Origin of the sequence: Pseudomonas sp. 313 (genome assembly GCF_000316965.1) — a bacterium.
GTDB lineage: Bacteria > Pseudomonadota > Gammaproteobacteria > Pseudomonadales > Pseudomonadaceae > Chryseomonas > Chryseomonas benzopyrenica.
Window position 1 is genome coordinate 166,557 of the sequence record NZ_ANBZ01000079.1, and the last position, 13,629, is coordinate 180,185.

A 13,629-nucleotide genomic window follows, 5' to 3' on the forward strand; every position below is an offset into this window, starting at 1 on the left:
ATGCAACGAGAAAAAAATGGTTCCGAGCTGTTGCGAAAAGGGTTTGGTTCAGCGATTTCTCCTTTTTTTAGTGTGGTAGTAACTACCTATAATCGTCCGGCATTTTTATCGTGTGCTTTGAAAAGTATTCAGGAGACAGAGTTTCAGGCTCTGGAGGTCATCGTTGTAAACGATGCGGGGGCTGATGTTTCCGAGTTATTGGAAGGTTTTAGTTTCCTTTGGCATATGTAGTTCTTGAAAAAAATTCAGGGCCTGCTTTTGCGCGTAATAGTGCCTTGAAATATGCTTCTGGAAAATACATTGTTTTCCTGGATGATGATGATGTATTTTTGCCGAATCATCTCGATGTCCTATATGGGGCGATACAGAGAAATCCTGGTTTTTTTGTATACTCCGATGCTATCCATATCGCTGAGAATATAGATGGGGATGAGCGTTTCGAGGTCGCTCGAGAGCTACGTTATGAGCATGAAGAATTTTCACTAGAAAGGCTTCATGTCGAAAACTATATACCGCTAAATACGTTTGCTTGTCCCTTGCATTTGATTGTTGAGGTGGGGGGGTTTGATACTGGGCTTTCTGGTTTGGAAGACTGGGATTTCCTGCTAAAGCTTTCGGCTAAGGTACCCTTTCTTCATGTCCAGGAGGCTACCGTTGAAGTTAGAATGCGTTTACCTACGGATTCTGGCGCCTTGAGGCGCTCTGAGCAAGCTTTTGATAACTATCCCCAGCTATATGCGGAGATATACAGTCGCTATCCCTTTTTAGAAAGTTGCGATGTGGCTGAAGCTAGATCTCTTGTGATGTCGTATCTTGTAGAGAAAGATCATAACAAGATTTCGGGCTTGGAGGATTGGCTAAAAAACCAACAGCTTTCCCCTCAACAGGTTTCGATAATGAAACCCATGATCGAGGCGGCCCCTTCAGCTCGGATTGCTTTCTTTATTAAGATTGATGATTTTGCAAAACAAAGGTCGGCGCTCTTAGATTCTATTTCCAGTATTTTCGCCTGCCAGTTTTTGTCTGTAGAGGTTTTTCTGATATCTGATGAAAGGTTTTTGCTTTCAGATTATCCTTGTGTTAAGTGGATAGTTTCTTCTCAGGCAGAGATGTCTGCTGTGCTGTTAAGCTCTCTCAGAGAGCTGGATTCAGATTGGTTCGCTTTTTTAGAGTGTGGAGAAAAGATTCTTGAGGAAGGTATCGTTTTAGGATTGCTTCAAGCATGCTGTCAATCTGGTGTAAGCGTGTTTTATGGCGATACCTTGTATGCAGAAAGCGATGCTCCAGTTGCCCTGGCGTTAAAGTCAGGTTTTAATCTTGATATGCTATTGTCAGCTCCTTGTCTTAATAGTAATTGGTTTTTTCCCTGAATGACCTTCCTGCACTGGATGGTGTTTCTGCAGTCAGTCTGGCTGGCATGGCTTTTGAGTTCATTTTGCGCTACGTTGAGGCCAAAGGCATCTCATCAGTTCTTCATATTGAAGAGCTTTTGACAAAGGGCGCTGCACCGGTCTTGGCTTGTTATGACGAATATAGAGATATAATTTCCTCTCATCTAGCTCGTAGAGGTTACTCTGCTCGTGTCGTAAACCGGTCCCCAGGCACCTATTATGTGGATTATGGTTGCTCTGAGAAGCGTTCAATTACTATCTTATTAAAGCTGGATTCTGATTTAGATTCTATCGTATCTTTGATAGAGAAGATTTTCGAAACGTGTTCAGGTTATAAGGTCAATATCGTACTCTTGGCGTACGGCTACCTTGCACCTGTTCTGGATACATGGCTGACCTCTCTTGAGTCTTTGAAGGCTGAAGGTATTTCCATTTTGCGTTTCAATGGAAAGCCTTACGGGGAAGTACTAAATTTCGCCTTTGGCCAGTCTGGCGATGATTTTCTGCTATTGCTTTCCAGCAAAATTCGCATTTTGCAGGGTAACTGGCTGGAAGAAATGCTAAATCATGGCGGTCGCTCAGAGGTTGCTATGGTTTCGCCTAAGTTTTTGTCTTTTTCAGGAAGCATCGCTGGAGCGGGGTTGATACCTGGATTAGAAGGCTACGTGCGGAGTTCCTTTGTAGGCAACGGCCCGAACGATGCCGGATATCTAAAGAGGCTACAGCTTTCTCAGAATTTCAGCGCTTTACCACCTGAGGCTCTTCTGATTTCAAGAAGCGCTTTGATAGAGGTTGGAGGGTTCAACGAATCGTTAGAAAGCGAGCTGTCCGCTTGTATTGATTTAGGATTTAGACTTACCAGTATAGGGTACCTCAATGTTTGGGTCCCTGATGTCTTGATGTCCGTGGCGGAGGCTGAGGTAGCGAAGGAAGAACCTTCCGCTAGTGATTTAGATTATTTTTATAGCGTTTGGCTTTCTCGTTTGTCAGCAGACATCTTTTATAACAGCAGGTTGGGATTGGAGTCGGGCGGTTTTTCGATAAACTACGCTCAACCTGTCGGCTGGCATCCTCGTACCATATTGCAGCAGCCACGAGTGTTGGCCTATCCGGCCGATATGCATGGCTGTGGTCACTATAGAGTTCTACAACCTCACTTGGCATTGAGGGAACAGGGACTTGTCGATGGCTCAATTGGCGATAGACTTCTTGATGTTGTCGAGTTGGAGCGCTTTAAAGCCGACAGTGTCGTATTTCAGCGGCAAATTACCTCCGAGCAATTCGAAATAATATCTCGTAATAGTACCTATAATAAAGCTTTTAAGGTCTTCGAGCTAGATGATTATCTTCCCAATCTGCCTATGAAAAGCTTGCACCGTAATGATATGCCACGCGATATCTTAAGGAGCTTGAGAAAGGTTTTGTCTTGTGTAGACAGATTTGTCGTCTCTTCCAATGCATTGGCTGAAGGATTTGATGGGCTTCACTCGGATATAAGGGTAGTCAAGAACTATCTGCCCGTTAGGTGGTGGCTGCAATTGCAACCGCTTGAGATCTTATCTGATAAGCCACGTGTCGGATGGGTGGGGGGAGTGAGTCATACGGGCGACCTGGAAATGATAGCAGATGTCGTCAGGGATCTAGCACCGTATGTGGATTGGGTTTTCTTTGGATTTTGTCCTGAAATTATTAAGCCATACGTAAGAGAGTTCCATGCTGGCGTTCCTATTGAAAAGTATCCTGAAAAAATGGCATCTCTTGGGCTTAGCCTGGCTATAGCACCTCTTGAGGATAATTTATTTAATCGTTGTAAGACGAATCTAAAATTGCTGGAGTATGGAGCTTGTGGCTATCCCGTCCTGGCCAGCGATGTCGGCTGCTATGCAAGTTCCAGTCTTCCTATTTTCAAAGTGAAAAATCGTTATAGAGACTGGGTCGACTCTATAAGGTCATTAATTGCAGAGCCAAATATTTTGAAATCAGCGGGTTGTAACTTGAGGAAAGCAGTAAACGACCAGTGGATGCTGGAAGGTGACAATCTTAAAAAATGGTATGAGGGTTGGCTTCAATGAAGGAAGTAGTCCCTGGCTGTTTTTAGACGATTTTTTACTTGAAGTTTCGGAGGGGAAGTCTTGAGTCTTAGAAAAGAGATAATTAATAAAGGCGATTTGGTCGGACTCTGTGGTGAAGATGGCGTGACGAAAGTGGTTTGGTGCTTTTGGTGGGATGGCGATTTGACTCCTAATAGGCGCGTAGGTCTTGAGCTCATACAGAAGAACTTGAATATCCCGGTTTGTTTGGTAACGAAAAATAACATAGCAGAATTTATTTTGAAGGAAAGGCCTTTACATTCGGCTTTTTCGCTTTTGTCGGACGTGCATAAATCGGATTACATAAGGGCTTATCTCCTACATTGTTATGGAGGTTGTTGGAGCGATATAAAGCCAATAGAGGTAAGCTATGCTGAAGCCATGATTTTGTTTTCGAGCAGTGATGCCTTACTTATGGGTAAGCCGGAAATCGAAGGGGGTGCAGCGGCCGTACACTCAGTGTGCGGTAAATGGCTGCCTGATGAATGGCAGAATCTTGTGGCAACAAATCGCTGGATAGGGAGATCTGACACTCCTTTCAGCGCGGAACTGCTCGAAAATATGAACGATTTCTTGAGTCGTAAACATATGGCGCTTTTGAGGAGTCCAGCTAAAGGTCCTTATGATTGTTTGCGCCCTAACGCCAATCCGCTGGCAAAATCTATTCCTAGTTACCCGATACAATGGACCTTTATAGGTGATTTTTTTCACCCTTTAGTATATAAATATAGAAAAAGTATCTTGAGAAGTTTGCCAGTGGATGAGGTTGAAAATCTTGGGCTGCCGTATAGGTAACACGGATTTATTGTGATCAAATTTTTTAATTTTACTAGATCGGTGCGTTGCTTGTTTCAGATGTTGGTGTTTTGTGTCTTAAAATTTATTTTAATGGCCTAAATTTCTATCTTTTCTATCTTTTCTATCTTTTGCGTTATGTCATGCGTCATGCGTCATGCGCATTTGAGGTTTCAAAAAATTTGATGCGATCAAAAGGTTGAGATTGATATCTAGGTCTTTGGTGTTTCTTTTCACTGTTGGTAATAATTGATTTCTACGTGCTTGCCGTTGCCTCAAGAAAATTTCCTCCCTGCCGATAAATAGATGCATTGGAAGACAAGATGCAGCATGTCATGTCCATAGCACGTCAAGGGCTTTCAAAAAAAAATTAAAGGTTTTTTTGAGAGCGTCGATAAAGAGGATGAACGCGAACTTCATGGGATGCCTGGGTACAGCCCCTCCCCGAGGTCGCATGCTCAGGCAAACAGCACACGTCCTTCGGAGGACAGCATCATGGCACTTACCGTCAATACCAACATCCCTTCCCTGAACACTCAGCGTAACCTGCAGAACGCGTCTAGCTCGCTGGCTACCTCCATGCAGCGCCTGTCCACCGGTAGCCGTATCAACAGCGCCAAAGACGATGCCGCCGGTCTGCAGATCTCCAACCGTCTGACCAATCAGATCAACGGTTTGAACCAGGCGACTCGCAACGCCAACGACGGTATTTCCCTGTCGCAGACCGCTGAAGGCGCCATGCAGCAGTCCACCAACATCCTGCAGCGTATTCGCGATCTGGCCGTACAGTCCGCCAACGGTTCCAACAGCGACGCCGACCGTTCCGCCCTGCAGAAAGAAGTGACCGCGCAACAGAACGAACTGACTCGGATCGCCCAGACCACCACCTTCGGTGGCCGCAAGCTACTGGACGGTTCCTTCGGCACCACCAGCTTCCAGATCGGCGCCAACGCCTACGAAACCATCGACGTCACTCTGAAGGATACCTCAGCGACTGCTTTGGGCTCGTATCAAGTAGGCAGCAGCACTGCCAGCGGCGCTGCTGCAGGTAACGTCGCCTCTGGTAGCGCCGGTGTGTTGACCACTAGTGGCAGCATCACGCTGGTAGGTGGCGGTAAGAGTCAGGCTGTGACCTATGCATCTGGTAGCTCGGCCAAGACTATCGCTGCGAGCATGAACGGCCAGATACCTGGTCTTACTGCCTCGGCACGTACTGTTGTGACCGTCACCGATAGCATCAGCAGTGGTTCAGCTAACATTAAGATGAATGTTGGCAGCCAGTCCCTGAACCTCGTGGGTGTTACCAGTACCAAGGACATGGCTGACCAGATTAATGCCAACGCTGCAAAGCTAGGTGTTACTGCTAACTACGACACTCAAGCCCAGAAGCTTACAATCACTTCTGCTACTGGTGAAAACATAAGCTTTGAGAAAGACACCGGTACCGCAGGGGGGTCGATCAGCGTGGCTTCGCTAGGATCCGATGGAACTCCTAGCACGGCCCAAGACATCATTGCGGGAAATGGCGCTTCCGCAATGGGTTACGTCAAATTGGACTCACCGACTACCTTCGCCATGACTGGCGATACCGCTCCGATCTTCGGTGCGACCAAGTCCACCCTGAGCAAGGTCTCCGACGTCGACATCTCCACCGCCGACGGTGCCCAGAAGGCCCTGTCCGTGATCGACCAGGCCCTGGCCAACATCGACTCCCAGCGCGCTGACCTCGGTGCGGTGCAGAACCGCTTCGACAACACCATCAGCAACCTGACCAACATCTCGGAGAACGCCACCTCCGCCCGTAGCCGCATCAAGGACACCGACTACGCCGCGGAAACCGCGAACCTGTCGAAGAACCAGGTGCTGCAACAGGCTGGTACTGCGATCCTGGCTCAGGCCAAGCAGCTGCCGCAGTCGGTTCTCAGCCTGCTCCAGTAAGGGCAGAGATCGGTCTAGGCAGGGAGAAGGGGGACGCCCCTTCTCCCTTTCATGCGTTGTGAGGACATTACAATGGACATCGTCAAGACAACGGGTTTTTCAGCGGTAATGCCCTATAGCGCTCAATCGAGCCCTGCGGCCGCGACGTCCTTAAGCACTTCGGCGCCTACGGCGGATTCCTCGGTCAAGCCGGTTTCCCAGGCCAGCAAGGTGGACGGGGACAATGCCGAAAAGCCGAAAGACGGCAATGTAGATGGCGCCCTGTCGAAGCTGAAATCGAAGTTTCAAGAGGATCACCGCAACCTCGACTTCAGCATCGACGACTCCACCGGCGAGGTGGTGGTCAAGGTGCTGGACGGCGAATCCGGCAAGCTCATTCGGCAGATGCCCAGTGAGGAAGTGCTCAAGCTGGCCAAGCAGCTGGATGATATGCGCAGCCTGATGTTCAAGGCCGAAGCCTAGTTGGCGCGGAACTTGTATCAAGCTCACTGAAAGCTGAGGCGACGACGTAACGTTGGCAGGGGGATAGTGAAATGGCAGGTATCAGCGGGATTGGTGGCTCGGGGCTGGACATCGACTCCATCGTCACCAAGATGGTGGCAGCCGAAAAGGCACCCAAACAGGATCAGCTCACCAAGACCCAGAGCAAGGCGACCGCGCAGCTCACGGCGATCGGGTCCCTGAAGGGCGCCATCAGCGAATTCCAGACCGCGCTGACCACGCTCAACAGCCCCACCAGCTTTCAGGCTAGGGGCGTTACCCTGTCGAAGAGCGACTACCTCACGGCAACGGCCAGTACCAGTGCCAGTGTCGGCAGCTATCAGGTCGAGGTCAGCAAGCTGGCTACTAGCAGCAAGGTGGCCCTAGCATCCGTGCCGGCCACCTCTACCACGACTGCCAGCAACGGAACTACCTCTACGTCTCCCACCACCTTCGGCAAGGGCACGCTGAGCATCAAGATCGGCGATACCAAGTTGTCGGATATCCAGGTCGATGCCACCAACAACACCTTGAGTGGCATCCGCGATGCCATCAACAAGGCTGGGCAGAGCCAGGGGCTCAGCGCCAGCGTCGTCAATGACGACTCTGGGTCACGGCTGGTACTGAGCAGTACCAAGACCGGAGACGGTAACAACATCTCGGTATCGGTGAGCGGTGACGACGGTTCGGGCAAACAGAGCCTGACCAAGTTGGCCTATAACCCAAGTGACAGCGAGTCCAGCGATCCCGCTGCCGCCCATTCGCTCACCAAAGCCCAAAGCGCCCAGATGACCATCGATGGTCTGAAGATCACCAGCGCCTCGAACACGGTGAGCGGTGCGGTCGATGGTCTGAGTTTCACGCTCAAGGCGACCACCCCAGCGGGCAGCCCGATGACCGTCGGCGTCAGCCAGGACGAGTCGGGCGTCAAGGGCAATATCCAGAAGTTCGTCGATTCCTACAACAAGCTCATGGGCGTGATCAAGACCCAGACCTCGGTCACGACTGTCGGGGAAAACAGTGCGCCCATTACGGCCGCGCTGGTGGGGGATGCGACCGCCCGCGGCCTCACCACCACCATCCGCAGTGAGCTGAGCACCATGCAGGGGACGGGCGCGGTCAAGGCGCTTGCCGATCTGGGCATCACGACTCAGAAAGACGGCACCCTGGCCATCGACGACACCAAGCTTAGCAAGATGGTCAGCTCCAACTTCAGCGATCTGCCCGGCTTCTTCACCGGCGACCAGGGCCTGGCAGCGCGCCTCAAGGGCAAGCTCGATCCCTACACCATGACCAATGGCATCCTCGAGCAGCGTTCGAATTCCCTGAGCGATACCCTGAAAAAGGTCGACGCCCAGACCGCGACGCTGAATACCCGGATGACCGCGCTCTCGGACCGTCTCTACAAGCAGTACAACACCATGGACCAGCTGTACTCGTCGTTGTCGAGTACAGCGTCTTCGCTCTCCCAGCAGCTGGCGGCCATGCCATTTGCCAACAAGAGTTAAGTAGGCGGATTCGGCCCATCCGGTCGATAAAGGGGTCAAGTTCTTCGCGTCCTGACCGATAAAGGAAGTATCGGAAACACACAGAGGTCATGACATGAACGCAATGACAGCCATGCGCCAGTACCAGCAGGTAGGCCTGCAGGCGCAGGTGTTCGAAGCCAGTCCCCATCAGCTGATCCAGATGCTCATGCAGGGCGCTCTGGACCGTCTGGCCAAGGCGCAAGGTGCGCTGGAGCGTGGTTGGCTGCCTGAGAAAGGCGAGCTGATCGGCAAGGCGGTATCCATCATCGCGGGTCTGAAGGACGTCCTGGATTTCGAGCAGGGTGGCGAGCTCGCCACCAACCTGGATCGGTTGTACGACTACATGATCCGCCGGCTCAGCGAAGCCAACCGCAACAATGATCCTGTTATCCTGGAAGAAGTATCCGGCCTGATCCGCGAGATCAAATCCGGCTGGGATGCCATTGCCCCCTGATCTGGAGTCGACCGATGAACGTCGCCATGCAAAAGACCCCGGTGGAACGCGTCGAGCTCGTCTATGAGCAGATGGCCGCTGCGCTCAAGGCCGGAGACTGGACGCGGATCGCCGAGCTGGATCTGGATTGCCGCCTGTTCGTCGACGAAGCCATGTATGCCACGGGCGACGAGGCCGTAGCCCTGCGTGCCAGCCTCGAGCGCCTGCTGTCGCTCTATACCTCCCTGCTGCAGAGCTGCAAGGCAGAGCGGGACGCCACCGCCCAGGAGCTGACCAGGCTCAACAAATCGAACCAGGCTGCTAAGGTCTATCAACTGTTCGGTTGACTGTCATCTGTTGGACGGTAATTCAAAGTTTGGATATTTCGCCGCCATAAAATTGACCCCGCATCACAATTTGTCTTAACTTGCGCAAGATGCCGACCAGTTGGCACTTGGATGCAGGCGACACCTGCGCGTAGCGAACCGACAAGCCGAATTGGGGCAGGGACATGTGGCGTGAAACCAAGATCCTTCTGATCGACGATGAAGCCGAGCGGCGCAAGGCGGTATCGGTCATTCTCGATTTTCTCGGCGAGGCTCATCTCGCCTGCACCAGTTCCGATTGGCAGTCCTCCCTCGAAGCGCTCGACAGCAGTCGGCAAGTCAGCTGCGTGCTGGTTGGGCGCGTCGACAGTCGCGGCAACAGTGTCGAGCTGCTCAAGCAGATCGTCGCCTGGGACGAGATGGTCCCATTGCTGCTGCTCGGTGAATCGGCGCAACCGGAGTGGCCGGACGACGTTCGCCGTCGTGTGCTGGTCTCCCTTGAATATCCGCTGGCCTACAATAAGCTGCTGGATTCCCTGCACCGCGCCCAGGTCTATCGCGAGATGTATGACCAGGCCCGGGATCGCGGGCGTCAGCGCGAGCCCGAACTGTTCCGCAGCCTGGTAGGCACCAGCCGCGCCATTCAGGGTGTGCGCAAGATGATGCAGCAGGTGGCCGATACCGAGGCCACGGTGCTTATCCTCGGCGAGTCCGGCACCGGCAAGGAGGTGGTGGCGCGCAACCTGCACTTCCACTCCAAGCGCCGCGAGGCGCCCTTCGTGCCGGTCAACTGCGGTGCCATTCCGGCCGAGTTGCTGGAAAGCGAGCTGTTCGGCCACGAGAAGGGCGCCTTCACCGGCGCCATCACCAGCCGCGCCGGCCGCTTCGAGCTGGCCAACACCGGCACCCTGTTTCTCGATGAGATCGGCGACATGCCGCTGCCCATGCAGGTGAAGCTCTTGCGCGTGTTGCAGGAACGGACCTACGAGCGGGTAGGCAGCAACAAGACCCAGAGCGTGGACGTGCGCATCATCGCCGCGACCCACAAGAATCTGGAGCAGATGATCGCTGCGGGCACCTTCCGCGAAGACCTCTACTATCGCCTCAATGTCTTCCCCATCGACATGGCGCCCCTGCGCGAGCGGGGTGAAGACATCCCGTTGCTGATCAACGAATTGATCGCTCGGATGGAGCACGAGAAGCGTGGCTCCATCCGCTTCAACTCGGCCGCCATCATGTCGCTGTGTCGCCATGAGTGGCCGGGCAACGTCCGCGAACTGGCCAACCTGGTGGAGCGCATGGCGATCATGCATCCCTATGGCGTCATCGGCGTGGCCGAATTGCCACTCAAGTTCCGCTACGTGGAAGACGAAGCCGATCCCATGGTGGAGTCCCTGCGCGAGGAGTTGCAGGAGCGCGAGGCCATGGCCGGGATCGGCACCGTCGAGGTGTCGTCCTCTGCGTTGCTGCCCAGCGAAGGCCTGGATCTCAAGGACTACCTGGCCAATCTGGAAAAGAGCTTTATCCAACAGGCGTTGGACGATGCCGGTGGCGTCGTGGCCCGTGCTGCCGAGCGGCTGCGCATCCGCCGGACCACCCTGGTCGAGAAGATGCGCAAGTACGGCATGGGCCGTCGCGACGACGAGTTCGACGAAGAGATCTAGCGGGCTCTTTGTAGGTTGGGCTAAGCGCAGCGAAGCCCAACGGTGCTCAACTCGGCCATGCGGTTGGGCTTCGACGATGAAGCCGCCTCCACCAACCTACGGCTCGTTTCTCTCCCAACAAGCGTCACTACTAAGCGGCATGGGTCTTGCTCCAGCCCGGACAATGTCAATTGTCCGTCGCGAGCCCTAGCCAATGCCTGCGCAAGCCCTTTCTTCTGCTGTCCCTGCCGACGCTGCCGTGGAGGCCTCCGCTTCGGCGCAGGCCCGTGAAGCCCTGGGGCAGATGTCGCGTCAGCTGAGCGAATCTTTCCAGTTGCTCGAAGCCCGGATGAATTCGCTGCAGGGTGAACTGGAGTGGGTGTCCGCCCAGCGCTTGCAGGAGTTGGCGGAAAAGGAACGCCTAGCCAGCCGGCTGCAGAATCTGCTTGACGTCCTGCCTGCCGGCATCGTGGTGCTGGACGGTGCCGGGCGCGTGCGTGATGCCAACCCCGTAGCGGAGGCCCTGCTCGGCGAGCCGCTGGCAGGCGAGTTGTGGCGCTCGGTCATCGCACGGGCCTTCGCTCCGCGTCATGACGACGGCCATGAAGTCTCCCTGCGTGATGGGCGCCGCCTGTCCATCGCCATTCGCTCCCTGGACGGTGAGCCGGGTCAACTGGTGCTGCTCAACGACCTCACCGAAACCCGCCATCTGCAAGGCGAACTGGCGCGGCATGAACGGCTCTCGGCACTGGGGCGGACCATGGCTTCGCTGGCCCACCAGATCCGTACCCCGCTGACTGCGGCGCTGCTCTATGCCAGCCACCTGGAGGAGGGCGGTCTGGCGCTGGCGCAGCAGCAGCGCTTCGCCGGTCGGCTTAAGGAGCGACTGCACGAACTGGAGAACCAGGTCCGCGACATGCTGGTGTTCGCCCGCGGCGAATTGCCCCTGGCGGATCGACTGACGACCAACGCGCTGTTCAATGCCCTGCGCGAGGCCGCCATCCCTCACCTGGGCGACTGTCCCGTGCGTTGGCAACTCGACACCCAGGGTGGGCTGCTCGCCTGCAATCGCGACATGCTGGTAGGTGCTGCCTTGAACCTCATCCATAACGCCCTGCAGGCCATGGCCGGCGGCGGTCGCCCGGCGCGTCTCAAGATACATCTCCATCGCCGTGGCGGAGAATTGCGCCTGGCGATCAGCGACAGCGGCCCTGGCATCCCGCTGGCGGTCCAGCAACGGCTGGGCGAACCCTTTCTCAGCACCAAGACCACCGGCACCGGTCTCGGCCTGCCCGTCGCCCTCGCAATGGCCAAGGCCCATGGTGGCCGTCTGACCGTGCGCTCGCGGCTGGGTCGTGGCACGCTGGTGACCTTCATCCTGCCGCTGCTGGCGGGCGAGGAAATCTCGGCATGACCCTGCCCATCCTGCTGGTGGAAGACGACCGCGCCCTGCGCGAAGCCCTGGCCGATACCCTGGAGCTCGGCGGCTACCCTTATCGCGCCGTGGACAGCGGCGAGGCGGCCCTGCTGGCGCTGGCCGAGGAACCCTTCGGCCTGGTGATCAGCGACGTCAACATGCCGGGCATCGATGGGCATCAGTTGCTGGCCAGTATCCGGCTGCGCGATCCGGCGCTGCCGGTACTGCTGATGACCGCCTTCGGCAGCATCGAACGCGCCGTCGAGGCCATGCGTGGCGGCGCGGCGGATTACCTGGTCAAGCCCTTCGAGCCGCGCCTGCTGCTGGATACCCTGGCGCGCTGCTGCCCCCAGGGACGACGCGTGCCCGGTGCTCGCCAGCCGGTGGCGGCCGATCCCCAGAGTCGACAACTGCTGGAGTTGGCCAGCCGGGTGGCCCAGAGCGAGGCCACGGTGCTGATCACCGGCGAATCCGGTACCGGCAAGGAAGTGTTGGCGCGCTTCATCCACGATCAATCGGCACGGGCGGAAGGCCCCTTCGTGGCGGTCAATTGCGCGGCCATTCCCGATCACCTGCTGGAAGCCATTCTCTTCGGTCACGAGAAGGGCGCCTTCACCGGGGCGATCGCCACCCAGCCCGGCAAGTTCGAACTGGCCCAGGGCGGCACCCTGTTGCTGGACGAGATTTCCGAAATGCCTCTGGGCCTGCAAGCCAAGTTGCTGCGCGTCCTGCAGGAGCGCGAGGTGGAGCGGGTCGGGGCGCGCAAGCCGATGGCCCTGGACATCCGCGTGGTGGCCACCAGCAACCGCAAGCTGGCGGAGGAGGTGGCCGCCGGACGCTTTCGCGAAGACCTCTTCTATCGGCTGTCGGTCTTTCCGCTGGCCTGGCTACCGCTGCGCGAGCGGCCGGCCGACATCGTACCCCTGGCCGAACGGCTGCTGGCGGTCCAGGCCGCGCGGATGAATCGGCCGGTACCGATCCTGAGCGCTGGTGCGCGCCAGGCCCTGGCCGAGCACCCCTGGCCGGGCAATGTGCGCGAACTGGACAACGCCGTGCAGCGGGCGCTGATCCTGCAACCGGGCCAACAGATCCAGGCCGAGGATTTCGGGCTGCACTGGTTGGCCACGGGTGTATCCCTGGCGCCTCGGGCGGCGCCCGTACCCGAGGCACACCCTGACGAGGCCTTGCGCCCGCTGGATGCCGATCTGCGCGACCGGGAATTCCAGGTGATTCTCGATACCCTCAGGGCCGAGCGCGGTCGGCGCAAGGAGACCGCTGAACGCCTGGGCATCAGTGCCCGCACCTTGAGGTACAAGCTGGCGCAGATGCGTGACGCCGGACTGGACGTCAAGCAGTCGCTTGCCGCCGGACACTGATCGCGCAAGTCGATAGTCGGCTATCTACCGCCATGGAACCAACCCTCCGGCGTGCTGTTCTAGAGAAAGGATCGCGACTGCGGCGTGGGGTCGCAGAGGATGCCTGCCCCCGCCGTCCCGGACCTCGTCCGGCCGCTTTGCTTTTTCTCTTAGGCGCTGCCTTTGTTGAAAACGGTTTCAGGGACCGTAAAGACCGTTTTCGCCGCGGGTG

Annotated in this window: 12 protein-coding genes; all 12 read left to right on the plus strand. The window is 55.8% G+C overall.

The window, feature by feature from the left end:
• Complete coding sequence (locus C722_RS26310; protein WP_157225855.1) at positions 1-231, plus strand: glycosyltransferase; 231 nt, start codon at positions 1-3, stop codon at positions 229-231.
• Complete coding sequence (locus C722_RS25910; protein WP_081594606.1) at positions 219-1,370, plus strand: glycosyltransferase; 1,152 nt, start codon at positions 219-221, stop codon at positions 1,368-1,370. The genes C722_RS26310 and C722_RS25910 overlap by 13 nt, the downstream gene beginning before the upstream one ends.
• Positions 1,355-3,463, plus strand: coding sequence for a hypothetical protein (locus tag C722_RS26315; protein ID WP_157225856.1), 2,109 nt, complete (start codon positions 1,355-1,357; stop codon positions 3,461-3,463). The genes C722_RS25910 and C722_RS26315 overlap by 16 nt, the downstream gene beginning before the upstream one ends.
• Positions 3,464-3,523: 60 nt before the next feature.
• Positions 3,524-4,276 carry a capsular polysaccharide synthesis protein gene (locus C722_RS25915; RefSeq protein WP_081594607.1) on the plus strand — a complete coding sequence of 251 codons (753 nt, stop codon included), beginning with the start codon at positions 3,524-3,526 and terminating at the stop codon, positions 4,274-4,276.
• A gap of 495 nt (positions 4,277-4,771) precedes the next feature.
• Positions 4,772-6,214, plus strand: a complete 1,443-nt coding sequence (locus C722_RS0118930; protein WP_017642019.1) for a flagellin — start codon at positions 4,772-4,774, stop codon at positions 6,212-6,214.
• A 72-nt stretch (positions 6,215-6,286) separates the two neighbouring features.
• A complete protein-coding gene (locus C722_RS25155; protein ID WP_026083955.1) occupies positions 6,287-6,676 on the plus strand; it encodes a flagellar protein FlaG in 390 nt (129 codons plus the stop codon).
• Between the two features lie 71 nt (positions 6,677-6,747).
• On the plus strand, positions 6,748-8,202 hold the full coding sequence (fliD, locus tag C722_RS0118940) for a flagellar filament capping protein FliD (RefSeq protein ID WP_017642021.1): 1,455 nt from the start codon (positions 6,748-6,750) through the stop codon (positions 8,200-8,202).
• Between the two features lie 94 nt (positions 8,203-8,296).
• Positions 8,297-8,677, plus strand: a complete 381-nt coding sequence (fliS, locus tag C722_RS0118945) for a flagellar export chaperone FliS (RefSeq protein ID WP_026083956.1) — start codon at positions 8,297-8,299, stop codon at positions 8,675-8,677.
• A gap of 14 nt (positions 8,678-8,691) precedes the next feature.
• Complete coding sequence (locus C722_RS0118950; RefSeq protein WP_017642023.1) at positions 8,692-9,003, plus strand: flagellar protein FliT; 312 nt, start codon at positions 8,692-8,694, stop codon at positions 9,001-9,003.
• Between the two features lie 164 nt (positions 9,004-9,167).
• Entirely contained in the window at positions 9,168-10,646 is a 1,479-nt protein-coding gene (locus C722_RS0118955) for a sigma-54 dependent transcriptional regulator (RefSeq protein ID WP_017642024.1), read from the plus strand.
• Positions 10,647-10,839: 193 nt separating this feature from the next.
• Positions 10,840-12,039 carry an ATP-binding protein gene (locus tag C722_RS0118960; RefSeq protein ID WP_026083957.1) on the plus strand — a complete coding sequence of 400 codons (1,200 nt, stop codon included), beginning with the start codon at positions 10,840-10,842 and terminating at the stop codon, positions 12,037-12,039.
• Entirely contained in the window at positions 12,036-13,418 is a 1,383-nt protein-coding gene (locus C722_RS0118965) for a sigma-54 dependent transcriptional regulator (RefSeq protein WP_017642026.1), read from the plus strand. The genes C722_RS0118960 and C722_RS0118965 overlap by 4 nt, the downstream gene beginning before the upstream one ends.
• The last annotated feature ends 211 nt before the right edge of the window (positions 13,419-13,629 follow it).